Below are 25,641 nucleotides of genomic sequence, written 5' to 3'. Positions count from 1 at the left end.
ACGATCCCGCGCCCGTCCCACTCCCGCTCCCACTCCCGCACCCCGGAGGATCCGTTGTCCGACCTCGCTCCCCGCACGCCGTTCGTCCCCAACGAGGAGCCGCACCCGTGGCGCCGGTTCGTCGCGATCGGCGACTCGTTCACAGAGGGCATCGGCGACCCCGAGCCGGCATCGCCCGGTGGGCACCGTGGCTGGGCCGATCGTGTGGCGGAGGTGCTCGGCAGCCAGGTCGAGGACTTCGCCTACGCAAACCTCGCCGTGCGCGGGCGCCTGATCGGCCAGATCGTCGCCGAGCAGATCGAGCCCGCGATCGCCCTGAAGCCCGACCTCATCACACTGTGCGCCGGCGGAAACGACGTCATCCGGCCCGGCGGGGACCCGGATGCGGTCGCGGCCCAGTTCGAGGACGCCGTTCGCCGCCTGAGCGCCGGCGGCGCCACCGTGGTGATCTTCACGGGGATCGACACGCACTTCACGCCCGTGTTCCGGCCTCTGCGCGGCCGTGTCGCGATCTACAACGAGAACCTCCGCGCGATCGCCGACGCCTATGACTGCATCGTGGCCGATCAGTGGGCACTCAAGACCATCCAGGACAGCCGCTTCTTCGACGACGACCGCCTGCACATGAATCCGCTCGGTCACCATGAGGTGGCCCGGATGGTGCTGCGCGCCCTCAACGTGCCGAACGACCTGCAGCCGATGCAGCCGGATCCGCGGCCCGTGTTCTCGTGGCGCGAGGCGCGCGCGAACGATCTGGTCTGGGCGCGCACGCACTTCGTTCCCTGGGTGCTGCGGCGCCTGCGTCACCAGTCCTCGGGCGACAACGTCACCGCGAAGCGCCCCGAGGCGATGCCGCTGCGCAACGGCGGGCTCGACGCCGAGCTCTGACGGGATCAGCCGCGCTGGCCGCGGCTGACGGCCCAGAGCGCCACGGCGCTCGCGGAGGCGACGTTCAGAGAGTCCACGCCTCCCGACATCGGGATCGTGACGACGCTGTCGGATGCGGCGAGGGCCTTGCGCGACAGGCCGTCACCCTCGGCGCCCATCAGCAGGGCCACGCGCTCGGGCGGCGCGGCGGCGAAGTCATCGAGCGAGACCGCCTCGTCGGCGAGCGCGAGGGCCGCGATGTGGAAGCCGGCGTCGCGCAGCTGATCCTTCGCCTCCGCCCACTCGGGAAGACGCGTCCACGGCACCTGGAACACCGTGCCCATGCTCACGCGCACGCTCCGGCGATAGAGCGGATCCGCACAGCGCGGCGTGACGAGGACCGCGTCGGCGCCCAGCCCGGCGGCCGCGCGGAATGCGGCCCCCACGTTCGTGTGGTCGACGATGTCCTCCAGGATCACCACGAGTCGCGCCCCGGCGAGCACCTCGGCCACGGGGCGGTCAGCGGGCCGGTGCATCGACGCGAGCACCCCGCGATGCACGTCGTAGCCGGTCACACTCTCGGCGACGTCGGACGGCACGACGTACACCGGCACGTCGTCGCGGCCCGCAAGCACGGTCTCCAGCTCCGGGAGCCAGCGCTCCTGTGTCATCACCGAGCGCGGGGTGTGACCCGCCGCAAGCGCACGGGCGAGAACCTTCGCCGACTCGGCCATGTACAGCCCGCCCTCGGGCTCCAGCACTCGACGCAGCGCGACATCGGTGAGGTCGCGGTAGTCGGCAAGGCGCTCGTCGGCGCGGTCGTCGATGCGGAGGGTCTGCATCCGTCCATTCTCCCGCGCCGGAGGACGCGACCGATCCCGTTGACCCCGACGAAACATGGCGGTTCTAGACTCGGCTCGTGCGCGTATCGGATCTCGACGACCTGACGACGGCCGACATCGGCCGCGCGATCGATGCGCTCGCGGGGCGTCGGATCGCGGTGCTCACGGGCGCCGGGGTGTCGACCGACTCGGGCATCCCCGACTACCGCGGCAAGGGCGCGCCGAAGCGCACGCCCATGACCGCGCAGACCTTCCTGAGCGACGAGGCCGCGCGGCGCCGGTACTGGGTCGGGTCGCACCTCGGCTGGCGTGCCTTCACCTCGGCCGCGCCCAACGCCGGCCACGAGGCGCTCGCCGTCCTCGAGCGCGAGGGCGTGGCCACGGGCGTCATCACCCAGAACGTCGACGGGTTGCACCTGCGCGCCGGGAACCACCGTGTGGTGGAGCTGCACGGCACCATGCGCCGGGTGTTCTGCACGCACTGCGGCCAGGTGTTCGACCGCCGCGACGTGGGCGAGCGCGTCGAGCGCGAGAATCCGTGGATCACCGTCCCCGACAACGTGCGTCTCGGCCCGGACGGCGATGTGCTGCCCGAGTCGGCCGAGGGATTCGTTGTGCCCACCTGCACCGTGTGCGGCGGGATGCTCAAGCCGGACGTCGTGTTCTTCGGCGAGTTCATCCCCGCCGAGAAGTTCCGGGAGGCCGAGCAGCTGCTGCACACCAGCGAGGGCCTCGTCATCGCCGGATCGTCGCTGACCGTGAACTCGGGGATCCGCCTCGTCGAGCGGGCCCGCCGCCGCAAGATGCCCGTCGTGATCGTCAATCGGGGCGAGACGCGCGGCGATTCGCGCGCGACCGTCAAGATCGACGCGGGAACGACAGAGGTGCTCGGCGAACTGGCCCGCGCCCTCCCCGCCCTGCGCCGACCATAGGCTGGAGACGTGACTCTTCTCGCGCTGGTGCGCCACGGACAGACCGACTGGAACGCGGAGCGACGCGTTCAGGGACGTACGGACATCCCTCTGAACGACATCGGTCGTGCGCAGGCGCTGACGGCCGCGGAGAACCTCCGGGGCGGCGGATGGACGCGCATCGTGTCGAGCAGCCTCGGCCGCGCGCGCGAGACCGCCGAGATCATCGCGGGAGTGCTCGGTCTTCCGGCGCCGCGCGCGTACTCCGGTCTCGTCGAGCGGGACTACGGAGTGGGCGAGGGCACCCTGGTGGCCGATCTGCACGCCACGTACGGCCACGGCGACGTCCCCGGGGGCGAGACCACCGCCGAACTGGCGGAGCGTGTGCTCGCGGCCATCGCCGACGTGGCCGCCGACACCGGAGACGAGCCCACGGTGGTCGTGGCGCATGGAGGCGTCATCCGCGAACTGCTCCGCCTCGCCACCGCCGGCGAGCGGCCCCGCCCGGGTGAGCGGGTCGAGAACGCGGCCGTCAACGTGTTCCGATTCGACGGCGACCACCTCGTCCTCCAGTCAGCGGATCTCACGACCCAGTACGCGTAGGCGAGACGCTAGCCTCGGCGCATGCGCCTGCGTCGTTCGTCCCCGGATCAGCCAGGCTGGACGCGCCGGGGCGCCGGCCGCGGATTCGTGTACCTCGATGAGCACGGTGCCCGTCTCCCGAGCGAGGAGGTCGAGCGCATCCGCGCGCTCGCGATCCCGCCGGCCTGGCGCGACGTGTGGATCTGCCCCTATCCGCACGGGCACCTGCAGGCCGTCGGCACCGACGCCGCGGGTCGGCGCCAATATCTGTACCACCCGCACTGGCGCATCCGCCGCGACGCCGCCAAGTTCGACCGCATGCTCGACTTCGGCGAGGCCCTCGGGAAGGCGCGCGTTCGCGTGCTGGACGACCTCACAGCCGACGGCATGCCTCTCGATCGTGCCTGTGCCCTCGCGGTGCGGATGCTCGACCTCGGGTGCTTCCGCATCGGCAACGACGTGTACGCCGACACGCACGGCAGCTTCGGGCTGACGACCCTGCGCCGCGACCACGTCACGCGCCGCGGAGAGACGATGCTGTTCGCCTTCACGGGCAAGTCGGGCGTGGAGCACCGCATCGAGATCGATGACGCGCAGGTGGTGTCCGCGATCGAGACACTCCGACGCCGTCGCGACGACGCGAGCGGCCTGCTCGCCTACCGCGGCAGCGACGGATGGCGCACCATGACTCCCGCGCTGGTGAACGCCTACGTGCAGCAGATCACGGGGATGGAGGCGAGCGCGAAGGATTTCCGCACCTGGCACGCGACGGTGCTCGCCGCGACCGAGATCGCAGCGGGCGCCGATGAGCTCGAGCGCTCCGGCCGCGGCGGGGTCACGCGACGTCGCCGTGTGGTCACCGACGCGATGCGCCAGGTCGCCGCCTTCCTCGGCAACACCCCGACGCTCGCGCGGACGTCCTACGTGGATCCGCGCGTGGTCGGTGCCTATGCGGAGGGTCGCACGATCATCCGGGCGCTTCGTCGGGCGCCGGAGTCGGGCCCGGAGCGGCAGCTGGCGCTCGAACGCGCGACACGCCGCCTGATCCGGGAGGATCACGCATCCTGATCTGAACCTGCGGAGTGTCGGTGGGCAGGACGACCCACCCTGAGCACTCGATCCGATAACGACTGAGCAGGATGCACAAACTCTCGTCGGTGAGCCTGCTAATGTCTCGCTCTATGGCTTCCCTGGATCACGTCGACCTCGAGCTGCTGTCCGCGCTCAGCGAGGACCCGCGCGCGACGGTGGTCGCGCTCGCGGAGCGCCTGCGCCTGTCCCGCAACACCGTCCAGGCGCGCATGGCGCGACTGGACAAGGCCGGCGTGTTCCGCTCCTTCGAGCGATCCATCGCCACCTCCGCGCTCGGCTTCCCTCTGGAGGCGTTCCTGGCGATCGGCGTGCGCCAGGTCGAGCTGCCGCGCATCACCGCCGAGCTCCAGGGGGTGCCGGAGGTCGTGCAGGTTCACGGTCTCTCGGGTCAGACGGATCTGCTCGCCCTTGTCGCGTGCCGCGACGCCCGCCATCTCTTCGACGTGGACGCGCGCATTCTGAGCATCGAGGGCGTCGAGCGCACCGAGACCTCCCTCGTCATGAGCGAGGCCGTCCCGTACCGGGTCAGCGGACTGATGCAGCTCGCCCGCCGCGAGCCGTAGCACCACGGCGCAGTCACCGCGTCAGCGGTCGGACATCAGTCGCTCAAGAAATCGCGGATCGCTCGGGCCGCCTCGCCGGGCTTCTCGTAGTGGATCAGATGGCCGACTCCTGCGATCTCGACGAGGCGGGCATCGGGGATCCGCTGCGCGAGCGCCCGCTCCGCTTCGATCGGTGTGATGTCGTCCCGGTCGGCCGCGATGAGCAGCGTGGGCATGGTGAGGCGTTCGGCATACTGACTGACATCGTGCGAGACGCTCGTGACGAAGGCTTCGTGCAGCGTGTCGCGGTCGGCGAAGCGAGAGAAGTACGTGTCGTGCTGGTTGTGGATGAACGCGCGCAGTGACGCGTCGCGCGTCTTCGCCATCGCGATCGAGGTGATCCGCACGATGATCCGATTGCGCAGCAGCCAGGTGCCGATCGGCTTCGGCAGACGCGCGCCGGCCCAGTAGTAGAAGATCGCGAGCCGCGTCAGGATGCCGCGGGGCCCTTCGAGGGCCGGCGCGCCGATCGGATTCACCAGGATGAGCTTGGGCGCGCGCAGCCCGCGCGCGACGGCGGCCGAGGACACGATCGAGCCGAAGGAGTGGCCGAGCACGATCGCGCCCGGCGCGACGGTCGCGGCGAAGGCGTCGAGCCAGTCGGCATAGGCCTCGATGTCGTGGCGACGACCGGGCAGGGCGCCCGTCTCGCCGAATCCGGGCAGATCCGGCATGATCACCCGGACATCCGGCAGGAACGCCACGACGGGCTCGAGCCCGTGGTGCTCGCCGCGGAATCCGTGCACAGCGAGGATCGAGGCGTCCGCGTCGTCGGGTCCATATGTCCAGTACGCGGTGGTGCCGCCGAGCACCTCGACCTCGCGGCGGATCACCGGGATGTCGGCGAGGCGGGCGGCGTACGGCGAGGACACGGGCATCGTCCGAGTCTACGGAGTGCCTTCCCGGGAATGTCCGAGCCGCCCTCTACGGTGTGTGCTATGACGAGGTCGTGGCCGAAGCCTCCGCCCCTGTTCGAGCTGGATGAGCTGGACAGCCCGGGCGAGACGGTCACCTGGGTGCCACGGTCTCAGGCCACCGAGCCCGACGCCCTCTTCTCCCTCGAGGAGCCGCCCGTCGAGCAGGCCGCAGCTGCCAACGTCATCGCCGCGGTCCAGACCATCGCAGCGGTCGAGACCGTCGAGACCGTCGTCGAGATCGAGACCGTCACTACGGTCGAGACCACGGTCGATGCGGTCGTCGAGATCGAGACGGTTGCCGAGATCGAAGCGGCGTTCGACGCGATGCCCGAGCGCTGGACGAGCCGGATCGGCGTGTTCGATCTGGAGACCACCGGCATCGATGTCGCCGAGGACCGGATCGTCACGGCCTACGTCGGCCTGCTGGACGGTGCCGGCAACGTGATCCACGAGGAGCACTGGCTCGCCGATCCGGGAGTCGATATCCCCGAGGGCGCGACGAACGTGCACGGCATCACGACCGAGTACGCCCGTGCGAACGGTCGGCCGGCCGCAGAGGTCGTCGCGGAGGTGACGCACGCCCTGCGCACGCTGCTCGCGGGCGGCATCCCGGTCGTCGCGTACAACGCCGCCTATGACTTCTCACTGCTCAAGTACGAGGGCGAGCGGCACGGGCTCGCGCCGCTCGATTCTCCCGCGCCCGTGATCGATCCGCTGGTGATCGACAAGACGCTCGACAAGTACCGCAAGGGCAAGCGCACACTCGACGTCGTCGCGGCGCACTACGCCGTGCCTCTCGATGCAGCGCACGAGGCCTCGGCCGATGCGATCGCCGCGGGCCGCGTCGCTCTCGCCCTGGCGGAGCGCTTCGCCGACCGCCTGCCGGAGGACGTGCTCGAGCTCCACACGCGCCAGATCGGCTGGGCGCGCGAGCAGGCGGCCAGCCTCACGGAGTACTTCATCAGGATCGGTCGGATCGAGCCGTCCGAGGTCGTCGACGGAGCCTGGCCCGTCCGCTGACGGGCTACCCTCGTCGCATGGGCGACGGTCTCGACAGGCTGCGCCGCAAGTATCCCCTTCAGGGCGCGGGCGGCGCCTTCGATGCCGTCTGGCGTCCGTCCGCGCACGACGCGGATCGCGAGGCGCAGTCGCTGAAGATCATCCCCGTGCCCTCCCCCACACCCGACCAGGGCCCGGGCGTGATCGACTTCACGGCCCACACCATCGAGCTCGAACTCGACGACGAATAGCCCCGGACACGCAGAAAGCCCCCGCCGAAGCGGGGGCTTTCACATCTCGGATCGGTCGTCGCGTGACGCCGAGACGAGGACTTACTTGGAGCCGAAGTTCTTGAAGCGCGCGTTGAACTTCTCGATGCGGCCGGCCGAGTCCATGATGCGCTGCTTACCCGTGTAGAACGGGTGCGACGCCGACGAGATCTCGACATCGATGACCGGGTACTCGACGCCGTCCAGCTCGATGGTCTTGTCGCTGGTCACGGTCGAACGGGTGAGGAAGGTCTCGCCCGAACCGAGGTCACGGAACACGACCGCGTTGTACGCGGGGTGGATGTCAGTCTTCATGGATTGTCCTTTGAGCCAAGTTGTTCGAAGATCTCGGTGCTTGGGCACCAGCGATCGAGTCTACCAGACGTTGGTCACGCGGCAGCGCGAGCCGCGTACCGACCGCCCTGCTCGCTGAGGGTGACCTCGACGCCGAAGGTCTCGGAGAGATTCGCGTCGGTGAGGGTCTCGGCCAGGGGCCCCGCCGCGACGACCTTGCCGTCGCGCAGCAGCAGCGCGTGCGTGAAACCGACGGGGATCTCCTCGACGTGATGGGTCACCATCACGAGCGCCGGCGTGACCGGCGACTGCGCGTAGGCGCCGAGCAGACCGACGAGCACCTCCCGCGAGCCGAGGTCGAGGCTCGCGGTGGGCTCGTCGAGAAGCAGCAGCTCGGGATCGGTCATGATCGCGCGGGCCACCTGCACGCGCTTCTGCTCGCCCTCGCTGAGCGTGCCGAAAGTGCGGTCGGCGAGGTGATCGAGGCGCCACTCCTCGAGCACACGCAGGGCGCGCCGTTCGTCGATGTTCTCGTACTGCTCATTCCAGCGGCCGAGCACCGAGTACGCCGCGGTGAGCACCGCGTTCAGCACGGTCTCGTCGTTCGGGATGCGACGGGCGAGCGCCGACGACGCGAAGCCGATGCGAGGACGCAGCTCGAACACGTCGGTGCGACCCAGCTGCTCGTCGAGGATCTCGACCGTTCCGGAGGTGGGGTGCAGCAGCGTGTCGGCGAGCTGCAGGATGGTCGTCTTGCCTGCGCCGTTGGGCCCGAGCACAACCCAGCGCTCGTCGTCGTTCACCGCCCAGGTGAGTCCATCCACGATGTTCCGGCCTTCTCGGCGGACCACGACGTCATCAAAGGAGAGCACGGTGGGCATGCCGTCCAGCCTAGTCGCGAGCCCAGAGGGCGCAGGTGGGACGCGCGGGCCGGGTAATCTCGTTGCTCGTGACTGCTGCGCGTTTCCTCGTCGTCTTCGACGCCGATTCGACCCTCATCCGCAACGAGGTCATCGAGCTGATCGCCGACGAGGCCGGACGCGGCGCCGAGGTCGCCGCGGCGACCGAGGCGGCCATGCGCGGCGAGGTCGATTTCGCCGCGAGCCTGCGCTCCCGGGTGAAGGAGCTGACGGGCGTGCCGGTCGCCTCGTTCGATCGGGTCAAGAGCCGGATCGAGCCGACCCCGGGTGTGACGACGCTCATCGACGCCATTCACGCCAAGGGAGGCCTCGCGGCGGTGGTCTCGGGCGGCTTCCACGAGATCCTCGACGACATCGCACCCGCGCTCGGGGTGGACCTCTGGCGGGCGAACCGCCTCGCCGCGGCGCAGGGCGTGCTGACGGGCGAGGTCGACGGGCCGATCGTCGATGCCGCCGCCAAGCGCGAGTGGCTCACGTGCTGGGCTGCCGAGAACGGCGTGCCGATGTCGCGCACGATCGCCATCGGCGACGGTGCCAACGACCTCCTGATGCTCGAGGCGGCGGGCCTCGGCCTGGCCTTCAACGCAAAGCCCGCCGTGCGCGCCGCCGCTCCGCTCGTGATCGGCCCGGTGGACCTCTCCCAGGTCATCCCGCTGCTCCCGTGACCCGGCGGCACCGGATCACCAGGGCATAGGGCGATCCGGATCCCTCCGGCTGTCGTCGGGGAACTCCGGCAGCGGCTCGCCCCCGCCGCGGATGCACAGCCACCGCAGCTCGCCATCGCTGTCGGGCAGCGCGCGCCAGGTGCGCAGCACGTTCTGACCGACGCGCACGACGCTTCCCGGCCCCACCTCGACGACCTCGTCGTCGAGAGCCATCTGCCCGCGCCCGGAGAGGAAGACGTACAGCTCCTCGATGCGCGAGTGCGTGTGCCAGTAGCCCGCTTCCTCGCCCGGCACGAGGGCGTTCGCGGACAGACCGATGTACTGCGCCGCGAGCTCGTGGTCGACGATGCGTCGACCATCCCTCGACCGCGCCGCATCGAACCCGCCGTGATGCGCGCGCCATTCGTCGAGTGCACCGATCTCGAGCACTTCCCAGTCGGGCGATGCGACCTCGCTCATCCCTGCTCCTCCTGCTGCCAGCCGCCATCGGCGTGCGTGTAGACGATCCTCGTGTGCCGGCGGTCCGGCGATCCCTGCCAGAACTCGATGCGCTGCGGCACCAGCCACCACCGAACCCAGTCGGCAGGGTCGATGCCGTCGCGCGCCGCCGCCGAGCGGGCCGCGAGATCGGCCGCCGACTCCTCGGATGAGGCCTCGACCACCTCGCCCCGCGCCCGCACGGCACGCATCAGCGGCTGCCACCAGAAGCTGAGCGCGGCGGCGGACCGCCCAGCCAGCTGCGCGCCTTTGCGTGAGCGCCGCGGCCCGGCGAAGGCGAAGCCCCGGGCACCGAAGTCCTTCAGGAGCAGTGTGCGCGCGTCCGGCACTCCGTGGGCGTCGACCGTCGCGAGCGTCATCGCGTGAGGTTCGGCGACACTCTCCGACGCGAGCCGGATCCAGGTGTCGAACATCCGCACCGGATCCGCGGCGGCCGCCTCCCGGGCGGGAGCAGTGCCGGCGAGCGCCGGCAGCGACCGCAGCCACGTCTCGTTCGTCATCGCTCCCCCAGCAGACCGAGGAAGCCCCGCACGGCCGAGCGCATGGCATCCGGATCCTGTGCGGCGCGGGAGAGCACGTACCCTCCCTGGATGATCGCGACGGCCGCCGTCGCGCGGTCGCGTGCGTCGCCGTCCGACAGCCCCTGCTCGCGGAAGACCGCGCCGACCTCGTCCAGGAGGCGACGGAAGTAGCCGGCGACGTCGTCGCGCAGTGTCGCGTCGGCCATGACGAACGGATCCGAGGTCAGGCGCCCGATCCGACAGCCTCTGATCGCATCGCGCGGCCGCTGGAGATAGGCGGCGAGGCGCGAGCGCGGATCGGCCTCGCCGTGAAGATCGGCCTCGGCCGCGGCCAGCGCGGTGCTCACCGTGCGCTCGACCGCGGCGATCGCGAGCTCGCGTTTCGAGGGGAAGTGGTGATACAGGCTCCCCTGTCCGACTCCGCTGCGCTGGAGCACCTGCCGGGGCGTCGTCGCGGCGACCCCGCTCTCGGCGTACAGCTCCTGCGCCGCGCCGATGAGGGTGTCGCGTGTGTCTGAGGACATGGTGCGAGTGTGACATACCTAGAGGTAGGTCTGGAAGTGCCCGTTATGGTGAGGCGATGAACGCCGCTCTCATCTGCCCGGTCCTCGCCGCGGAGGCCGTCGTCGAACGCCACCGCGACCAGCTCGACACGTCCAGCGAGATCGGCGTGCCGCCCCACGTGACGGTCATCGTCCCGTTCGCGCTCCCCGACGCACTCGACGAGTCCCTGCGAGCCGAGCTCGCGGCGGTGATCGCTTCGGTCAGCGCGTTCTTCGTCGAATTCACCGACATCGGCTGGTTCGGAGAGGAGGTCGCGTGGCTCCGGGCTGCCGATGACTCCGGCTTCCGTGCCCTCACGAGCGCCGTCCACCACGCGTTCCCCGACTTCCCGCCCTACGCCGGAGAGTACGAGGACGCGGTGCCTCACCTCACGATCGGCACCGCGCCGCCCGGCACTCCCGCGACGCTGCGGGCCGCGACAGCGAACATCAGATCCGCGCTGCCCATCCGGGCGGTGATCTCCGAGGTGCATTACGGCACCTACGAGGATCACGCGGGGTCGTGGCGAGTCCTGGAGCGGCTGCCGCTCGGGTCGGTCGCCGGGGAGCGCACCGCTGAACGATGATGGGCGTATGAGCGCCGCACCCGGATCCCCGCGCACGACAGTTCACCTCGTCTCGCTGGCGCTCACCCTGGTCGCAAGCCTCGTCGCTCTCCTCGCTCCGACGTTCGCCGTCGCTGTCGCCCGCCACACGGGGAGCGGCGACGAGTTCGAGATGCGGGAATCGCTGCTCGCGTACATGGGACCCATGGCGATCCTGCTTCTGCTGATCCCGGTGGCGATCGCCGCGCTTCCCGTCGTCTTCCGACCGGCCGGCACGGCGCTCACGGTGGTGACGGCGGTGCTGCTCAACGTCTGGGTGTTCCTCGGCCTTGCGACCGTGGGCATGTTCTACATCCCCGCGGGCGTCGGCGTGCTCGCAGCGATCTTCGCCCCGCGACACGGCCGGGGACGCCCCGTGGCCGACTGACCCCTCGCGAGATGTCGGTGGTCGGCCGTAGCCTGCGGGCATGACCGACGTGATCCTGATCCCGGGCCTCTGGCTCGACGCCGACTCCTGGGGCCCCGTGACGACCGCGATCGATGCGGCCGGGCACCGCGCACATCCCCTCACCATGCCCGGCGTCGGCGAACCGGCCGCCGCGTCCTCCGACATCGGCATCCACGACTGGGTCGAGCGCGTGGTGGAGCACATCGACATGATCGACGGCCCGATCGTCGTGGTCGGGCACTCCGGCGGCGGGAACGTCGCCTACGGCGCCGTCGACAGACGTCCCGATCGCATCGCGCACGTTGTGCTCGTCGACACCGTGCCGCCGCCGGACGGCGCCGACATCTCGGAGTTCCCCGTGACCGACGGCGTGGTGGCGTTCCCCGGCTGGGACTTCTTCGGCGACGACGCGGGCGACCTCGACGAGGCGACCCGCGAACGCACCGCGGCGATGACGCGCAGCGTGCCGGCGCGTGTGCCGACCGACGCGCTGCGCCTGACCGACGATCGGCGCTTCGAGGTGCCGGTCACGATGCTGTCGGGCGCGGCTGACGAAGCCGAGGTGCGCGGGATGCTCGAGCAGTGGCCGGCATGGCGTGACAACGTCGCTCGCATCCGGTCATTCGAGGTGGTGAAGCTGGGCACGGCGCACTGGCCCCAGTTCTCGAAGCCCACGCTGCTGGCGGGCGAGATCCTGAAGGTCGCCGACCGCGTTCAGTGACCCATGCCGAGGCCGCCGTCGACTGGGATCACGGCACCCGAGATGTACGCCGAGTCGTCCGACGCCAGCCAGGTCACCGCGGCCGCGACCTCGGCGGCCGAGCCGTAGCGTCCGGCAGGGATCGCCTTGCGGTACTCGGCCTGGGTCGACTCGTCGAGCTCGGCCGTCATGTCTGTCTCGATGAACCCGGGAGCCACGACGTTCGCGGTGATGTTGCGCGCACCGAGCTCGCGCGTGAGCGAGCGAGCGAATCCGACGAGAGCGCTCTTCGACGACGCGTAGTTGACCTGGCCTGCCGACCCGTAGAGGCCGACGACGCTCGAGATGAGGATGACACGGCCGAAGCGGGCCTTGAGCATCCCCTTCGACGCGCGCTTGACCACACGGAACGAGCCGCCGAGGTTGGTGGCGACGACGCTGTCGAAGTCGTCTTCGCTCATGCGCAGCAGCAGCGTGTCCTTGGTGATGCCGGCGTTGGCGACGACCACCTCGACCGGCCCGAGCTGACGCTCGACCTCGGTGAACGCGGCGTCGATCGCGGCCGAATCGGTGACGTCGGCCCGCACGGTCAGCGTGCCCTCGGGGCCCTCGCCGCTGCGAGCGGTCACCGCGACGCGGTACCCCTCCTGAACGAAGCGCTCCGCGATCGCCCGGCCGATCCCGCGGTTGCCCCCGGTCACGAGGACCACACGCCCGGTGCTGTCGATGCTCACGATTCTTCGCTCCTGTCCGTCCGATCCGGCGATCCGCCGATCCTGGCCAGCCTACTGACCGCACCGTGTGGCACCGGGGTGCGGGCGCGCACAAACCCCGCTGGGAAGGCCTGTACTCCCAGGCCAACAGGGGCCGCGCGGCGTAGGCTGGATGCATCGTGCGATCCCCCAGAAAAGACCACTCCGCCGCCCAGTCGGCGACGTCGCTGCCCGTCTCTCCGAGTGACGACGCCAGCGACCGCGTGCGCAACTACCTGCTCACCATGGGCATCCGCGTCGCGTGCGTCATCCTGGCAGCTCTTGTGCAGCCCTTCGGCTGGTGGACGTGGGTCTTCGCGGTCGGCGCGGTGTTCCTGCCGTACATCGCGGTGGTCGGTGCGAATGCCGCCAGCGCCCGGTCCGCCACCACCGCACAGGCGCCGGAGATCGCGATCGAGCAGGCCGCGGAGAAGCCGGCCGAGGCGCCGCAGACACCTCCCACGGTGATCCGGATCAGCGAATCGCCTGCGAAGAAGCAGGATCGAGAGCCAGAGGCATGATCGGCGATCTCCTGGGCGGCGGCTTCGACGCCCCCACCTGCTCCCGCGCGGGCTGTCACGAGGCCGCGACGTGGACCATCGCGTGGCGCAACCCTCGCATCCACACCGCCGAGCGCCGCAAGCTCTGGCTGGCGTGCGACGAGCACGTGGGATACCTGCGCGAGTTCCTCGCGGCCCGCGACTTCCCCCTTGAGGTCACCGCCGGAGTGGAGGGCGCCGCATGAGCGTGATGAAGCAGCGCGCGGCGCGCTGGAGCGTCTATGCCGCGATCGCGATCGCATTCGCCATAGCGTGCGCGTATCTGTCGAACTGGCAGTTCTCTCGCAATGAGGAGCGCGCGACGATGCTCGCGCTCGTCGCGGCCAACTACGACGCCGAGCCGATCGATGCGGCGACCGTGCTCGACCAGGGGTTCGACCCCGAAGACGACGAGTGGCATCCCGTCGTGATGACCGGGCGCTATCTCACCGACCAGCAGCTGCTCGTGCGCAACCGCGCTCAGGGCGGCACCAGTGCCTTCGAGGTGCTTGTGCCCTTCGAGCTGGCCGACGGCCGCATCGTCGTCGTCGACCGCGGCTGGGTCGCCCCGGGCGAGCACGAGGTGCCCAAAAACGTCCCACCGGCACCCGAAGGCGAGACGACCGTGATCGGCAGGATGCGCCCGGGCGAACCGCTGCCGAAGTCGGGACGCAGCGCGCCCGATGGCCAGCTGCCGACCATCCATCTGCCCTCCGTCGCCGAGGTGGCAGGCGAGACGACCGAGACGTCGTTCTACCTGCTGATGGTGTCGGAGGACCCCGCGCCCGCGACGCGCCCTTCCGAACTCGCCTCCCCCACCGACGACCCCGGGCCGCACCTGTCCTACGCGATCCAGTGGATCCTGTTCGCGATCATGGGCTTCGTGTTCATCGGGTACATGATCCGCACCGAGATCAAGGCACGGCGCGAAGACGCGGAGGACGCGGACGACGACGAAGAGCTGCCCGCCGCGAAGATGCGCGCGGGGCGCGCGCCGCGCAAGGACCGCGACGCCGACGAAGAGGACGCCCTGCTCGACGCCTGAGCCGCGGGACGCGGCCCGGGCGGGTCAGGCCAGCGTGATCAGGTCGAGGTAGGACTTGTTCCAGATGTCCTCGACGCCGTCCGGCAGCAGCAGCACACGCTCGGGGTTCAACGCCTCGACGGCGCCCTCGTCGTGCGAGACGAGCACCACCGCGCCCTCGTAGTGCGAGAGCGCACCGAGGATCTCCTCGCGCGAGGCGGGGTCGAGGTTGTTGGTGGGCTCATCCAGCAGCAGCACGTTCGCACTCGAGACGACGAGCGTGGCCAGCGACAAGCGCGTCTTCTCGCCGCCCGACAGCACACCCGCCGGCTTGTGCACGTCGTCGCCGGTGAAGAGGAACGATCCCAGCACCTTGCGGGCCTCGGTCTCGTTGAGGTTCGGCGCCGCCGACACCATGTTCTCGAGCACCGAGCGCTTGACGTCGAGGTTCTCGTGCTCCTGGGCGTAGTAGCCGATCTTGAGGCCGTGACCCGGGAGGATCTCGCCCGTGTCGCTCTTGTCGGCGCCCGCGAGGATGCGCAGCAGCGTCGTCTTGCCCGCACCGTTGAGGCCCAGCACCACGACCTTGGACCCGCGGTCGATCGCGAGGTCGACGCCCGCGAAGATCTCCAGGGCGCCGTACGACTTCGACAGCGACTTCGCCATCAGCGGCGTCTTGCCGCAGGCGGCCGGCTTCGGGAAGCGCAGCGCGGCGACGCGGTCGTCCTGGCGCACTTCCTCGAGCCCTGCCAGCAGCTTCTCGGCGCGCGCGACCATCTGGTGAGCGGCGGCGGCCTTGGAGGCCTTGGCGCCGAAGCGGGCGGCCTGCTGCTGCAGCACGGACGCCTTCTTCTCGGCGTTGGCGCGCTCCTTCTTGCGACGCTCCTCATCGGCGACGCGCTGGCGCAGGTAGTGCTTCCAGCCCATGTTGTAGATGTCGATGACCTGGCGGTTCGCGTCGAGGTAGAAGACGCGGTTCACCGTCTCCTCGACCAGGTCGACATCGTGGCTGATGACGATCAGGCCGCCCTTGTACGACTTCAGGAACTCGCGAAGCCAGATGACGGAGTCGGCGTCGAGGTGGTTGGTGGGCTCGTCGAGGATCATCGACTCGGCATCCGAGAACAGGATGCGCGCGAGCTCGATGCGGCGGCGCTGACCACCGGACAGCGTCTTGAGGGGCTGGTCCAGGATGCGGTCGGGCAGCGAGAGGTTGCTGGCGATCACCGCGGCCTCCGCCTCGGCGGTGTACCCGCCGAGCGCCTCGAAGCGCTCCATGAAGTGCGCGTAGCGCTTCATCGCCTTCGCGGAGACCTTCGGGTCGTCCGACCCCATCGCCTCCGACGCCTCACGCATGCCCAGCTGCAGCGTGCCGAGACCGCGCGCGTCCAGGATCCGCGTGCGCGCGAGCATCTCGGGGTCGCCGGAGCGCGGGTCCTGCGGCAGGTAGCCGAGCTCGCCCGACCGCGTCACGGTGCCGTTGGCCGGGATCAGGTCACCCGCGAGCACCTTCGTGAGCGTGGTCTTTCCGGCACCGTTGCGCCCCACGAGACCGACCTTGTCGCCAGGGCTGACGCGGAAGGAGACATCGGACATGAGCATGCGCGCGCCCACGCGGATCTCGAGGTCGTGCACGGCAAGCACAGCGGACGTCCGTTCTTCAGAAAGCGGGAAATCGGCCGCAGATTCCGGGAGGAGCAGGCCAGCGTCCCAGCATAGCTTCCGCGGACGGACGGATCCTGTGCGCCGGACCGCCCGTGTCGCTCACCGGAAGTAGAGGTGGTGGTGCCGGCGACAGCCCGGGTTGAAGTCGCGACCGCAGGCGCCGCAGCGCGAGGTCGCGCGGTACTGCGCGATGGGGGTGGTGCCACCGCAGACGCCGCACAGCAGGGCATGGCGATCCCCCGCATCGGCGGACCAGGGCTGGGCCGGGTGGCCTGCGTCGTCCGCGTGGCAGTCGTGGCACGGATACCAGCGGTCGCAGCACGGGAACAGGATCGCCAGCACGTCGAGTTCGGTGTGCCAGTGCACGCATCGCGTCTGCGCGTCGACATTGCGTCCGTGCACCACGTGATCGCCCACGCGGATGGCGCCGATCGACTGCTCGTTCATGCGAGTCCGCGCGCGGTGAGCGCGTCGCCGACGTCGTCGGCGTGGCGCAGCGACATCACGAGGAGGGGGACGACGGCGCGCGGCCCGAGCCGCACGCCCCGCGCGCGCTGGGCATCGCGGATCCGCGTCGCGAAGTCGGCGACGACGGGCACCAGCGAGATGGCAAGAGTGAGCGTGAACCCCACTCTCCAGGGGTCGACTCCGACGCGGCGCAGCGGCGTCAGGGCGACCTGCAGCGCATCGAGCAGGTCCGCCGTGCGGGTGGTCAGCGTCAGGAGACTCGCGAGCAGCACGACCGCGATGATCCGGGTGGTGTTGACGATCGCGTCCGCCGGCGTGAGGAAGATCAGCTGCATCACGACCACGAAGACGACCAGCCAGCGCGTCAACCAGAGCTGCTTCAGCCAGGTGACCGGGCCGAACCCGCCGAGCGCGAACGCGCCGAAGACGAGCACGATCGCACCCCCCGCGAGGAGCGGCGTGCGCGCCCCGATCGAGATCGTGAGCGAGAGCACCACCAGGCCGGCGAGCTTCACGCCCGCCGGAAGGCGGTGCAGCGGACTGCTGCCCGGGCGATAGAGCGAGATCACGGCGCGAGACCCTCGCGTGCGGGGTCGCCGTGCTCGGCCCGGTATCGGGCGATCACCTGAGCGGGCTCCCCCGTCTCGACGAGTCGTCCGTCCGCGAATCGCAGCGCGACATCGCACCGTGCCGCGAGCTCGAGGTCATGAGTGACGATGACCGTCTGCGCGACGACGTCCTCGAGGAGGAGCCGACCGATCCGGCGCGCATTGCCGAGGTCGAGCAGTGTGGTCGGCTCATCCGCGACGACGACGGCAGGCTCGCGGATCAGCACCGAGATCAGCGCGAGAAGCTGCTTCTGTCCGCCGGACAGGCTGTACGCGGGCTGGTCGGCCCGCTCCCCCAGCCCGTGCCGCTCCAGCGCCGCCGCGACGCGCGCCGCGATCTCGCTCTTGTGCAGACCGGACCCCCGCAGCGACAGCGCCACGTCCTCCGCCACCGTCGGCATCAGGATCTGCGCATCCGGATTTGTGAAGACGAATCCCACTCTCTCGCGGATGCGTCTCGGATCGCGTTGCACGTCGATCCCGTGCACCGTGACACGCCCCGTCGTCGGCGCGAGGAGTCCGTTGAGCAGACGAGCGAATGTCGACTTGCCGGATCCGTTCGCGCCGATCACCGCGATCCGCGACTGATCGAGGCGCACCGAGACGTCGCGCAGCACCGGCTGCCCGCCGAGCTCGACCGATACCCCGTCGAGCTCGATCGACGGGGGCGACGACGCGTCGGTGCGCTCGCTCATCAGACCGTGTCGGCCTTCGCCTGCGCGCGCACCTCGGCACGCGCCGTCGGCGCGAAAGCGAACGCGGGCGGATATGCGCGCCACACAGCGGCCGCGAGCACCCCGGCCAGGAGCGACTTGAGCGCATCGCCCGGCAGGAAGGCGACGTTCGAGACGAGGGCATCCAGCGACGAAAGGCCCGCGACGAGCACAAGACCGAGGGTGCCGAAGGCATACACCACGATCACACCGCCCACGAGCCCGCCGAGCGCCGCGCGCCACCACCGGATGCGGGCGCGACCGGCTCGCGCGATCAGCCCCGTGACGACGACCCCGGGAAGCCAGCCGACGAGATAGCCGACCGTCGGCCCGGCGAACACGCCGAGCCCGCCGCGCCCACCCGCGAGCACGGGGAGGCCCACCGCGGTGAGGACGAGCACAACGAGCACCGCGAGCGCGCCGCGACGCGCGCCGAGCACGATCCCGGCGAGCATCACGCCGAGGGTCTGCAGCGTGACGGGGACGCCGAAGGGCAGCGGCACTTGACCTGCGATGCCGAGCACGATGATGATCGCGGCGAAGATCGCGACGCGGGCGAGGTCGCGAGCCTCGAGTCGGGCGGATGCGGCCATGGGGGTCCTTCCTCGGGTGTGGCGATCGCGAGCCGATCACCTGAACACTGTTCACCTGAACACCGTTCACTATACTGACCGTCATGGATGCCCGCGACGCACGAGCCGAACGGCACACCCGCGACGGCATCATCGACACGGCCCTGAGCCTCCTCGAGCAGACGGGACTCCCCGATCTGTCCATGCGGCGTCTCGCGACCGCGCTGGGGGTTCAGCCCAGCGCGCTCTACTGGCACTTCGAGAACAAGCAGGAGCTTCTCGCCGCCGTGGCCGACCGCATCGTCGCCGCCGCGCAGCCCGTCGCCCCGGGCTCCCGCGACGAGGAGGTCGCCGCGGTCGCTCACGCGCTGAGAGACGCGCTGCTCGCTCACCGCGACGGCGCCGAGACCGTGCTGAGCACGCAGGCGCTCGGACTGGGGTCGGATGCCGCGCACCTGCGACTCGCGGCCGCCCTCGTCGGCGACGCATCCCCCGCGGACATCGTCCCGGAGGATGTGCAGGCAGATGCGCGGGTGATCCTGCAGTTCATCCTCGGTCACGCCTCGCTCGTGCAGCAGCGTATCCAGGCGGCGCGCTTCGGCGCCTTCCCGGCCGGCGAGGCGGACATCGCGGAATCGACCGCGGACGACTTCGCGCGCGGACTGCGCATGCTGCTCGCGGGGCTTCCTGCGGCCGCGCCCCCTGACGCGGCCGGCACGCACGACGCGAGCCGCGCGGCGGATCAGCCGATGCGCTCGGCGACGCCGTTGCGCCAGTAGCCCATGAAGGCGACCCGGCGACGGTCGACGCCGTGACCGGAGACCAGCAGGCGACGCAGGGTCTTGATCGTCGACGCCTCGCCCGCGATCCACGCGTAGAACTCGCCTTCGATGGCCTCGGGGCTGTCCCAGAGCAGCTCGCGGTCGATGTCGACCTCGACGATCTCCTGCGGCCGCGGCGCCGCGGCTAGGGCGAGAACATCGCCATGGGCCGCTGCCCACTCCGTGACAGCCTCGATCAGGCCCTCACCGTGGGCGCGCTCTCCCGTCCCGCCGGAGGATCGTGCGATCCATCGCACGTTCACCTTCGGGTGCGACACCTCGAACACGCCGACGTCGGCGATGCTCGGCACCTCGACGAAGACATCCGCCGTCCGATCCGCCGGGAGGCTCTCCAGGATGCTGCCGATCGCGGGAACGGCGGTCTCGTCGCCGATCAGCAGCACCCGCTGCGCATTGGCCGGACGCCAGTCGGTGCCAGCGCTGCTGTAGGGGCTGCGGGCGTCCGGGCCGCAGATCACGACCTCCTCGCCGCCGCGCGCCGACTCGGCCCAGGTCCCTGCGGGACCGGCGTCGTGGTGCACAACGAAGTCGACCGTCAGCTCCGCAGCCACTGAGTCGACACGACGCACCGTGTAGGTGCGGAAGGGATTGCGCTCACCCTCGGGCAGGGAACGCCACTGGTCGTACCAGTCACCCGCCCACTGCTCCTCGTCGTACTGGCCGATGTCGGCCATCCGCCCGTCCGCGAGCGGGAAGAGGATCTTGATCCGCTGGTCGGTCGCCGTCGTGCCGAAGTGCTCGAAGCCGGGCCCGCCGAAGACGACCCGCGCGAAATGCGGGCTCAATCGCTCGACGCGCTGCACGGTCGCGCGGTACAGACGGTAGGCCGGGCGGACGGGAGAGTCGTCGAGGAGGGTCACGAGACGGCAGTCTACGTCACCAAGTTAGGACAGGCTTACCTCTGCCCCGGATTCGTCTCGTGTCCGTGCCCCAGCCTCATCCCGGGGACGAGAGCGAGAAGCGCCAGGCCCAGCGCGAGCAGGAACACCGCGGTGAACTGCGCGTCCGTGCCCGCCAGGGAGGTGAACACCAGTCCCATCACCGCGATCGACGCGGACGCCCCCACCGAATCGCTGATCTGCAGCGCGGAGGAGTTGAAGCCCTCCTCGGCGCGGTTCGAGTAGGCGAGCATCAGCACCGTCTGGCGGGGGTACATCAGGCCCATGCCGAATCCCGCGCACGACCACAGCGCGATCGGCACCCAGACCGGCAGCGCCAGGAGCGGCGTCAGCGCGCATGCGAGCGTCGCGATCGCGAGCAACGAGACCCCGATGACCGCGATGCGGGTGTTGCCGATCCGGTCTCCGTGGGTGCCCGAGATCTGCGCGCTGATCGCCCAGGCGATCGCCGCGGCGGTGAGCCCCAGGCCGGCCCACATCGCAGAGAACCCGAAGCGCTCGATCAGCAGGTAGGGCACGTACACCTCGGCGCCGAACAGCGAGCCCGCGATCAGGCTGCGCATCAGGATCACGCTCGGCAGGCCCCGGCGCATGCTGACCATCCCCTGCGGGAGCAGGGGCAGGATGGCGATCGCGATCACGATCACGGCTCCGACCGCGACGGCCCACCCGAGGGCCGGCGACAGCGACGACGAGAGCTCGGAGGTCATGCCCAACGCGAGCGCCGCCACCGCCACCACGACCGCGAACAGCAGTCGGCGTCCCACACCGGCGGGACGCTCGGCGGACGGCGCCTCGGCGAGGTGCCGGAGGCGCGGCGCGACCATCGCGAAGGCGGCGAGGGCCAGCACCGCCAGGGCCGCGAAGATCCATCGCCAGTGCAGCTGCTCGGTCACCGCCCCCGCGAGGAACGGGCCGATGAGAGACGGCACGACCCAGGCGGCGGAGAAGAGCGCCATCACCCGACCGTGCAGCGCCGGCGGATAGACGCGGGCGACGACCACGTACAGCGCCACCGTCTGGCCTCCCGCACCCAGCCCCGTCACGAGACGCCCGAGCACCAGCAGTTCCATGGTCGGCGCGGTCGCGGCCATCGCCTGCCCCAGGACGAACAGGATGACGGCCGTGGACAGCGGCGCGGCCGGGCCCGCACGATCCGACCAGGCACCCGACGCCACCATGCCGATGACACCCGTCGCCAGGGTGCCGGAGAACGCGATCGCGAACAGGGCCTCACCGTCGAGGTCCTCGGCGACGAAAGGCATCACCGTGGTCAGGGCCATCGCCGTGAGAGCGGCGAGGAAGATCAGCGAGACCGCGCCGAGCGTCACCCAGACGACTCGCGGGTCCCACAGGGTGAGGATGCTCGGCCGCCCGCCGCCCGAAGAGGACTGCAGTGCGGGCTCGGCGTGGGGCTCGGCGCTCAGCGGATCCGTCATGTCCGCCTCAGCCCCGCAGAGCGCCGATGCGCTCCACAGCCTCGGTGAGGATGGCCGGGGAGGTGCCGAAGTTGATGCGGATGTGGCCGCGTCCCTGCTCACCGAACAGCGGACCCAGATGCACCGCGACCTTCGCCTCGCGCAGGATCTTCAGCGCCGGGTTGTCCCCCCAGCCGAGCTCCCTCAGATCGACCCACGCGAGGTAACCCGCGTCCCCCGGCATGTAGCGGGCCTCGGGCAGGTGCTCAGCCAGCAGGTCGACGAGCAGCTGACGGTTGAGTTCGAGCCGCGCGATCAGGGAATCGAGCCACTCGTCGCCCTCCTCGAACGCCGCGACGTTCGCGAAGACGCCGAACAGCGAGGTGCGCCATTCGACCTCGTCGGGGATCGCGGAGACGATGCGTGCCGGCTCGGGCGCGTCCGTCAGGATGAAGGCGCACTTCAGCCCCGCGAGGTTGAACGCCTTACTGGCGCTCGTGACGGCGAAGCCGACCTCCTTGGCCTCGGGCGCCGCGTCGAGGAACGGGGTGAACGTCGCGCCCGCCAGTGTGAGGGGCGCATGGATCTCGTCGCTCACGATCCAGCCCCCGTGCCGCTTCGCAATGCGCGCCAGCTCGGCGAGGGTCTCTCGCGAGTGCACGGTGCCGGTGGGGTTATGCGGATTGCAGAGCAGCATCACCTTCGCGCCCTCGGCGAACGCGGCCTCGATGGACGGCAGGTCGAGCGACCAGCCGTCGTTGTGCTTCGACAGCGGAATGGCCACGACATCGGTCTTGGACTCGTCGTTCACCGCAAAGAAGGGCGGGTAGACCGGCGTGGTGATAATGACCCGATCGCCGGGGCTCGTGACCGCGCGCAGCAGTTCGGCGATGCCCATCATCACATCGCAGGTGGTGCGCACCCGTGCCGGGTCGACGGTCCATCCGAAGCGGCGCTGGGCGAAGGCCGCGAACGCGTCGGGCAGGCGTGTCGTGGGCGGCGTGTAACCCGTGTCGCCGCGCTGCACGGCTTCGGTGAGACACCGCGTGATGGCCGGAGCGAGCGCGAAGTCGGTCTCGGCCACGAAGAGCGGGAGCACGTCGTCCGGATACTTCGCCCACTTCGTGCTGCTTCTCCTGCGGAGCTCTTCGATGGGCAGGGCGTCGAGCGGCTGGGTCACCGATACAGCCTACCGACGGCGAAGGCCCGGGATCTCTCCCGGGCCTTCCCTGTGATCGTCGCGTGAGCGCGGTCGCGGTCAGATGGCGAAGCCGAGCGCGCGCATCATGTCGCGCCCGTCGTCCGTGATCCGCTCGGGACCCCACGGCGGCATCCAGACCCAGTTGATCCGGAAGCGGTCCACCACGTTGTCCAGCGCCTGTGCCGTCTGCTCCTCGAGCACATCGGTGAGCGGGCATCCGGCGCTCGTGAGCGTCATGTGGATGATGAGCGCATCGTTCTCGTCGTCCCAGGCGAGGTCGTAGATGAGGCCGAGGTCGACGACGTTCACGCCGAGCTCCGGGTCCATCACGTCCTTGAGGGCCTCGGTGACCTCGTCGTACTTCTCGGGTGTGAGAGTCGCGGTCATGGCGGTGAGCTTACGCCTCGAGGGGCGCGTCGGCAGGAAGGTAGGCCGCGTAGCCCTCGTTCTCGAGACGCTCGGCGAGCTCGGGGCCGCCCTCCTCCACGATCTGACCCTTGACCATCACGTGGACGAAGTCGGGCTGGATGTAGCGCAGGATGCGCGTGTAGTGCGTGATCAGGAGAACGCCGAGCCCGGTGTTGTCCTTGGCGCGGTTCACGCCCTCCGAGACGATCTTCAGCGCGTCGACATCGAGGCCCGAGTCGGTCTCGTCCAGGATCGCGAGCTTCGGCTTGAGCAGCTCGAGCTGGAGGATCTCGTGGCGCTTCTTCTCGCCGCCAGAGAAGCCCTCGTTGACGTTGCGCTGGGCGAACTTGTCGTCCATGCGCAGCGCCTTCATGCCCTCCTTGACCTCCTTGGTCCAGGTGCGCAGCGACGGCGCCTCGCCGTCGATGGCCGTCTTGGCCGTGCGGAGGAAGTTCGTCACGGTGACGCCGGGGATCTCCACCGGGTACTGCATCGCCAGGAAGAGACCGGCGCGGGCGCGCTCGTCGACGGCCATCTCGAGGACGTCCTCGCCGTCGAAGGTGATCGAGCCGCTCGTGACGGTGTACTTCGGGTGACCGGCGATCGTCGAGGCGAGGGTCGACTTGCCCGAGCCGTTGGGGCCCATGATCGCGTGGGTCTCGCCCGAGCGCACGGTGAGGTTGACGCCGTTGAGGATGGGGATGACGCCTTCGTCGGTTTCGACCGTGACGTGCAGATCGCGGATCTCGAGAACGGACATATCAGACTTCCTTCTTCAGGCTGGGATCGATGAGCACGTCATCGCCGTCGATCGTGACGACGAACACCGGGACGGGCTCGTAAGCAGGGAGGTTGAGGGGCTTGCCGGAGCGCAGCGAGAACGCGGAGCCGTGGGCCCAGCACTCGAGCGTGTCGCCCTCGACGAAGCCCTCGGAGAGGGAGATGTCGCCGTGCGTGCAGGTGTCGCCGATGGCGTGCACCTCTCCGGCGGAGTCGAGCACAACAGCGATCGCGACGCCGTCGGCCTCGACCTTGAGCGGCTGATCCTGGACCAGCTCGCTCAGGCCGCAGACGCGGGTGGCGCTCACGCGGTCACCTCGGCACCCTCGGCGAGCTCCTTCTCGATGAGCGCGGTCAGCTCCTCCTCCAGGGAGGGGATGCCGATCTTCTGCACGGTCTCGGCGAGGAATCCGAGCACAACGAGGCGACGCGCCTCCTCCTCGGTGATGCCGCGGGCCTGCAGGTAGAACAGCTGCTCGTCGTCGAAGCGACCGGTCGCCGACGCGTGGCCGGCGCCCTTGATGTCGCCCGTCTGGATCTCGAGGTTCGGGATCGAGTCGGCGCGCGCGCCGTTGGTGAGCACCAGGTTGCGGTTGGCCTCGTACGAGTCGGTGCCCTTCGCATCCGGACCGATGAGCACATCGCCGATCCACACCGTGCGGGCGCTGACACCCTGGAGCGCACCCTTGTAGAGCACGTCGCCGGTGGTCTCCTGGCCCTTGTGGTGCAGGTACACCTGGCTCTCGAGGTGCTGGCCCTCGTCAGCGAAGGCGAGACCGTAGAGCTCGCCGTTCGATCCGGTGCCGGCCAGCTCGAGGTTCGGGTTCACGCGCACAACGCCGCCGCCGAAGCTGACGACGATGTGGCGCACCGTGGCGTCGCGGTCCACACGCGTCTGGTGGGCGGCGACGTGGACGGCCTCGTCATCCCACTGCTGCACGCTGACCACGGTGAGGTGCGAGCCGTCACGCGCGATGATCTCGACGTTCTGCGCGTACTGCACGGCGCCCGAGTGGCGCAGCACGACCGTGGCCTTGCTGTGCTCCTGGGCCTCGATGACGAGGTGGCCGTCGGCACGGCGGTCGGCGCCCTGGCCCGTGACCTCGATCACGATCGGCTCGGCGACCTCGGCTTCGCGCGGCACGCGCACGTGCAGCGCCTCGCTCGCGCCCTGCCAGGCGATCGCCGCCGGCAGATCCTCGGGCAGGAAGAACTCGCCGCGCGGCGCCTGACCGATCGCGAGCGGCGCGGCGAGGTACTCGGCGCCCGCGGTGACCGCGACGGACACGCCGTCGTTGGCCACGGCCGGGGCGAACACGCCCTTCAGGCGCGCCACGGGAGCGTGCTTCCAGTTGACCTCACGGCCCGTCGGCACACCGAAGTCGGCGGGCTCGAACGAGCGGAGGCGCTCCGAGCGGGTCTGCACCGGGACGGTGGTGCCCGCGACCTGCGCCGCGGGGTCCACGTGGGCGCGCTCGTCCTGCGGCGCGGTCTGCGCCGTCGTCGACGTCGTCATA

At 70.2% G+C, this 25,641-nt stretch carries 35 protein-coding genes; 15 read left to right on the top strand and 20 right to left on the bottom strand.

Features of this window, described 5'->3' with window-relative positions; all coding sequences use genetic code 11:
• Positions 1-54 precede the first annotated feature (54 nt).
• Positions 55-888 (top strand): SGNH/GDSL hydrolase family protein, encoded by an 834-nt coding sequence (locus tag J5V96_RS13230; protein WP_208500144.1) that lies wholly within the window; start codon positions 55-57, stop codon positions 886-888.
• Positions 889-893: 5 nt separating this feature from the next.
• On the opposite strand, the gene J5V96_RS13225 is transcribed toward J5V96_RS13230, so the two are convergent.
• Positions 894-1,709 carry a TrmH family RNA methyltransferase gene (locus tag J5V96_RS13225; RefSeq protein ID WP_208500143.1) on the bottom strand — a complete coding sequence of 272 codons (816 nt, stop codon included), beginning with the start codon at positions 1,707-1,709 and terminating at the stop codon, positions 894-896.
• A gap of 77 nt (positions 1,710-1,786) precedes the next feature.
• Here J5V96_RS13225 and J5V96_RS13220 point away from each other — a divergent pair, with 77 nt between their 5' ends.
• The 4 genes from J5V96_RS13220 to J5V96_RS13205 all read left to right on the top strand — a co-directional run bounded on the left by J5V96_RS13220 (position 1,787) and on the right by J5V96_RS13205 (position 4,857).
• Entirely contained in the window at positions 1,787-2,641 is an 855-nt protein-coding gene (locus tag J5V96_RS13220) for a Sir2 family NAD-dependent protein deacetylase (RefSeq protein WP_208500142.1), read from the top strand.
• A gap of 9 nt (positions 2,642-2,650) precedes the next feature.
• Positions 2,651-3,223, top strand: a complete 573-nt coding sequence (locus J5V96_RS13215; RefSeq protein WP_208500141.1) for a histidine phosphatase family protein — start codon at positions 2,651-2,653, stop codon at positions 3,221-3,223.
• Between the two features lie 21 nt (positions 3,224-3,244).
• Entirely contained in the window at positions 3,245-4,270 is a 1,026-nt protein-coding gene (locus J5V96_RS13210) for a DNA topoisomerase IB (protein ID WP_208500140.1), read from the top strand.
• A gap of 113 nt (positions 4,271-4,383) precedes the next feature.
• A complete protein-coding gene (locus tag J5V96_RS13205) occupies positions 4,384-4,857 on the top strand; it encodes an Lrp/AsnC family transcriptional regulator (protein ID WP_208500139.1) in 474 nt (157 codons plus the stop codon).
• 35 nt (positions 4,858-4,892) lie between these two features.
• Here J5V96_RS13205 and J5V96_RS13200 read toward each other — a convergent pair whose 3' ends face one another.
• Positions 4,893-5,774 (bottom strand): alpha/beta fold hydrolase, encoded by an 882-nt coding sequence (locus J5V96_RS13200; protein ID WP_208500138.1) that lies wholly within the window; start codon positions 5,772-5,774, stop codon positions 4,893-4,895.
• Positions 5,775-5,834: 60 nt separating this feature from the next.
• Between J5V96_RS13200 and J5V96_RS13195 the strand changes: the two genes are divergently transcribed.
• Together J5V96_RS13195 and J5V96_RS13190 are read left to right on the top strand one after the other, a co-directional pair.
• Positions 5,835-6,833: a 3'-5' exonuclease gene (locus J5V96_RS13195; RefSeq protein WP_236014371.1), complete on the top strand. Its 999-nt coding sequence runs from the start codon at positions 5,835-5,837 to the stop codon at positions 6,831-6,833.
• A 17-nt stretch (positions 6,834-6,850) separates the two neighbouring features.
• Entirely contained in the window at positions 6,851-7,063 is a 213-nt protein-coding gene (locus J5V96_RS13190; protein ID WP_208500137.1) for a hypothetical protein, read from the top strand.
• Positions 7,064-7,144: 81 nt separating this feature from the next.
• Here J5V96_RS13190 and J5V96_RS13185 read toward each other — a convergent pair whose 3' ends face one another.
• Both J5V96_RS13185 and J5V96_RS13180 read right to left on the bottom strand, forming a co-directional pair.
• Positions 7,145-7,396: a type B 50S ribosomal protein L31 gene (locus J5V96_RS13185; protein WP_208500136.1), complete on the bottom strand. Its 252-nt coding sequence runs from the start codon at positions 7,394-7,396 to the stop codon at positions 7,145-7,147.
• 74 nt (positions 7,397-7,470) lie between these two features.
• A complete protein-coding gene (locus J5V96_RS13180) occupies positions 7,471-8,256 on the bottom strand; it encodes an ABC transporter ATP-binding protein (protein WP_208500135.1) in 786 nt (261 codons plus the stop codon).
• A 68-nt stretch (positions 8,257-8,324) separates the two neighbouring features.
• Here J5V96_RS13180 and serB point away from each other — a divergent pair, with 68 nt between their 5' ends.
• Complete coding sequence (serB, locus tag J5V96_RS13175) at positions 8,325-8,960, top strand: phosphoserine phosphatase SerB (protein WP_208500134.1); 636 nt, start codon at positions 8,325-8,327, stop codon at positions 8,958-8,960.
• 15 nt (positions 8,961-8,975) lie between these two features.
• Here the strand turns inward: serB and J5V96_RS13170 are convergent, their stop codons facing one another.
• From J5V96_RS13170 to J5V96_RS13160, 3 genes are read right to left on the bottom strand one after another with little or no spacing between them, the layout of a single operon-like run.
• Positions 8,976-9,419, bottom strand: a complete 444-nt coding sequence (locus J5V96_RS13170; protein WP_208500133.1) for a cupin domain-containing protein — start codon at positions 9,417-9,419, stop codon at positions 8,976-8,978.
• Positions 9,416-9,958, bottom strand: coding sequence for a pyridoxine/pyridoxamine 5'-phosphate oxidase (locus tag J5V96_RS13165; protein ID WP_208500132.1), 543 nt, complete (start codon positions 9,956-9,958; stop codon positions 9,416-9,418). The genes J5V96_RS13170 and J5V96_RS13165 overlap by 4 nt, the downstream gene beginning before the upstream one ends.
• Positions 9,955-10,503: a TetR/AcrR family transcriptional regulator gene (locus J5V96_RS13160; RefSeq protein WP_208500131.1), complete on the bottom strand. Its 549-nt coding sequence runs from the start codon at positions 10,501-10,503 to the stop codon at positions 9,955-9,957. Before J5V96_RS13160 ends, J5V96_RS13165 begins: the two co-directional genes overlap by 4 nt.
• Positions 10,504-10,559: 56 nt before the next feature.
• Between J5V96_RS13160 and J5V96_RS13155 the strand changes: the two genes are divergently transcribed.
• The 3 genes from J5V96_RS13155 to J5V96_RS13145 are packed head-to-tail and all read left to right on the top strand — an operon-like array spanning position 10,560 to position 12,256.
• Positions 10,560-11,108: a 2'-5' RNA ligase family protein gene (locus tag J5V96_RS13155; RefSeq protein WP_208500130.1), complete on the top strand. Its 549-nt coding sequence runs from the start codon at positions 10,560-10,562 to the stop codon at positions 11,106-11,108.
• A 7-nt stretch (positions 11,109-11,115) separates the two neighbouring features.
• Positions 11,116-11,514 (top strand): hypothetical protein, encoded by a 399-nt coding sequence (locus J5V96_RS13150; protein WP_208500129.1) that lies wholly within the window; start codon positions 11,116-11,118, stop codon positions 11,512-11,514.
• Between the two features lie 40 nt (positions 11,515-11,554).
• The gene (locus J5V96_RS13145; RefSeq protein ID WP_208500128.1) at positions 11,555-12,256 is read left to right on the top strand and encodes an alpha/beta fold hydrolase; all 702 of its coding nucleotides are present in this window, start codon (positions 11,555-11,557) and stop codon (positions 12,254-12,256) included.
• On the opposite strand, the gene fabG is transcribed toward J5V96_RS13145, so the two are convergent.
• Positions 12,250-12,969: a 3-oxoacyl-ACP reductase FabG gene (fabG, locus tag J5V96_RS13140; protein ID WP_307793350.1), complete on the bottom strand. Its 720-nt coding sequence runs from the start codon at positions 12,967-12,969 to the stop codon at positions 12,250-12,252. The two genes, J5V96_RS13145 and fabG, sit on opposite strands and share 7 nt — an antisense overlap.
• A gap of 158 nt (positions 12,970-13,127) precedes the next feature.
• On the opposite strand from fabG, the gene J5V96_RS13135 reads away from it, so the two are divergent.
• Genes J5V96_RS13135 through J5V96_RS13125 form a run of 3 tightly spaced genes read left to right on the top strand, consistent with a single transcriptional unit; the run spans position 13,128 to position 14,571 of the window.
• Positions 13,128-13,508, top strand: a complete 381-nt coding sequence (locus J5V96_RS13135) for a DUF3099 domain-containing protein (RefSeq protein WP_208500127.1) — start codon at positions 13,128-13,130, stop codon at positions 13,506-13,508.
• Positions 13,505-13,732, top strand: a complete 228-nt coding sequence (locus tag J5V96_RS13130) for a hypothetical protein (RefSeq protein WP_208500126.1) — start codon at positions 13,505-13,507, stop codon at positions 13,730-13,732. Before J5V96_RS13135 ends, J5V96_RS13130 begins: the two co-directional genes overlap by 4 nt.
• A complete protein-coding gene (locus J5V96_RS13125; RefSeq protein WP_372439922.1) occupies positions 13,729-14,571 on the top strand; it encodes an SURF1 family cytochrome oxidase biogenesis protein in 843 nt (280 codons plus the stop codon). The genes J5V96_RS13130 and J5V96_RS13125 overlap by 4 nt, the downstream gene beginning before the upstream one ends.
• A gap of 24 nt (positions 14,572-14,595) precedes the next feature.
• Here J5V96_RS13125 and J5V96_RS13120 read toward each other — a convergent pair whose 3' ends face one another.
• The 5 genes from J5V96_RS13120 to J5V96_RS13100 form a co-directional block, all read right to left on the bottom strand.
• The gene (locus J5V96_RS13120; RefSeq protein WP_208500125.1) at positions 14,596-16,194 is read right to left on the bottom strand and encodes an ABC-F family ATP-binding cassette domain-containing protein; all 1,599 of its coding nucleotides are present in this window, start codon (positions 16,192-16,194) and stop codon (positions 14,596-14,598) included.
• A 120-nt stretch (positions 16,195-16,314) separates the two neighbouring features.
• Complete coding sequence (locus J5V96_RS13115; protein WP_208500124.1) at positions 16,315-16,662, bottom strand: CHY zinc finger protein; 348 nt, start codon at positions 16,660-16,662, stop codon at positions 16,315-16,317.
• Positions 16,659-17,252, bottom strand: a complete 594-nt coding sequence (locus J5V96_RS13110; RefSeq protein WP_208500123.1) for an energy-coupling factor transporter transmembrane component T family protein — start codon at positions 17,250-17,252, stop codon at positions 16,659-16,661. The genes J5V96_RS13115 and J5V96_RS13110 overlap by 4 nt, the downstream gene beginning before the upstream one ends.
• Positions 17,249-17,986: an energy-coupling factor ABC transporter ATP-binding protein gene (locus J5V96_RS13105; protein ID WP_208500122.1), complete on the bottom strand. Its 738-nt coding sequence runs from the start codon at positions 17,984-17,986 to the stop codon at positions 17,249-17,251. Before J5V96_RS13105 ends, J5V96_RS13110 begins: the two co-directional genes overlap by 4 nt.
• Positions 17,986-18,597 (bottom strand): biotin transporter BioY, encoded by a 612-nt coding sequence (locus J5V96_RS13100; RefSeq protein ID WP_208500121.1) that lies wholly within the window; start codon positions 18,595-18,597, stop codon positions 17,986-17,988. The genes J5V96_RS13105 and J5V96_RS13100 overlap by 1 nt, the downstream gene beginning before the upstream one ends.
• An 83-nt stretch (positions 18,598-18,680) precedes the next feature.
• Between J5V96_RS13100 and J5V96_RS13095 the strand changes: the two genes are divergently transcribed.
• Entirely contained in the window at positions 18,681-19,355 is a 675-nt protein-coding gene (locus J5V96_RS13095; protein ID WP_208500120.1) for a TetR family transcriptional regulator, read from the top strand.
• Here J5V96_RS13095 and J5V96_RS13090 read toward each other — a convergent pair.
• The 7 genes from J5V96_RS13090 to sufD all read right to left on the bottom strand — a co-directional run bounded on the left by J5V96_RS13090 (position 19,319) and on the right by sufD (position 25,640).
• The gene (locus J5V96_RS13090; protein WP_208500119.1) at positions 19,319-20,278 is read right to left on the bottom strand and encodes a siderophore-interacting protein; all 960 of its coding nucleotides are present in this window, start codon (positions 20,276-20,278) and stop codon (positions 19,319-19,321) included. The genes J5V96_RS13095 and J5V96_RS13090 overlap by 37 nt on opposite strands.
• A 35-nt stretch (positions 20,279-20,313) precedes the next feature.
• Entirely contained in the window at positions 20,314-21,756 is a 1,443-nt protein-coding gene (locus tag J5V96_RS13085) for an MFS transporter (protein WP_208500118.1), read from the bottom strand.
• 7 nt (positions 21,757-21,763) lie between these two features.
• Positions 21,764-22,915 carry a MalY/PatB family protein gene (locus J5V96_RS13080; RefSeq protein ID WP_307793347.1) on the bottom strand — a complete coding sequence of 384 codons (1,152 nt, stop codon included), beginning with the start codon at positions 22,913-22,915 and terminating at the stop codon, positions 21,764-21,766.
• Between the two features lie 78 nt (positions 22,916-22,993).
• Positions 22,994-23,323 carry a metal-sulfur cluster assembly factor gene (locus tag J5V96_RS13075; protein WP_208500117.1) on the bottom strand — a complete coding sequence of 110 codons (330 nt, stop codon included), beginning with the start codon at positions 23,321-23,323 and terminating at the stop codon, positions 22,994-22,996.
• A gap of 10 nt (positions 23,324-23,333) precedes the next feature.
• Positions 23,334-24,104 (bottom strand): Fe-S cluster assembly ATPase SufC, encoded by a 771-nt coding sequence (sufC, locus tag J5V96_RS13070; RefSeq protein ID WP_208500116.1) that lies wholly within the window; start codon positions 24,102-24,104, stop codon positions 23,334-23,336.
• 1 nt (position 24,105) lies between these two features.
• Entirely contained in the window at positions 24,106-24,432 is a 327-nt protein-coding gene (locus J5V96_RS13065; protein WP_208500115.1) for a non-heme iron oxygenase ferredoxin subunit, read from the bottom strand.
• Positions 24,429-25,640 carry a Fe-S cluster assembly protein SufD gene (sufD, locus tag J5V96_RS13060; protein ID WP_208500114.1) on the bottom strand — a complete coding sequence of 404 codons (1,212 nt, stop codon included), beginning with the start codon at positions 25,638-25,640 and terminating at the stop codon, positions 24,429-24,431. Before sufD ends, J5V96_RS13065 begins: the two co-directional genes overlap by 4 nt.
• Position 25,641 lies beyond the last annotated feature (1 nt).

It is taken from the genome of Microbacterium stercoris (genome assembly GCF_017592545.1).
GTDB classification, from domain to species: Bacteria; Actinomycetota; Actinomycetes; order Actinomycetales; family Microbacteriaceae; genus Microbacterium; species Microbacterium stercoris.
This window is presented reverse-complemented; position numbering and strand designations above follow the sequence as displayed.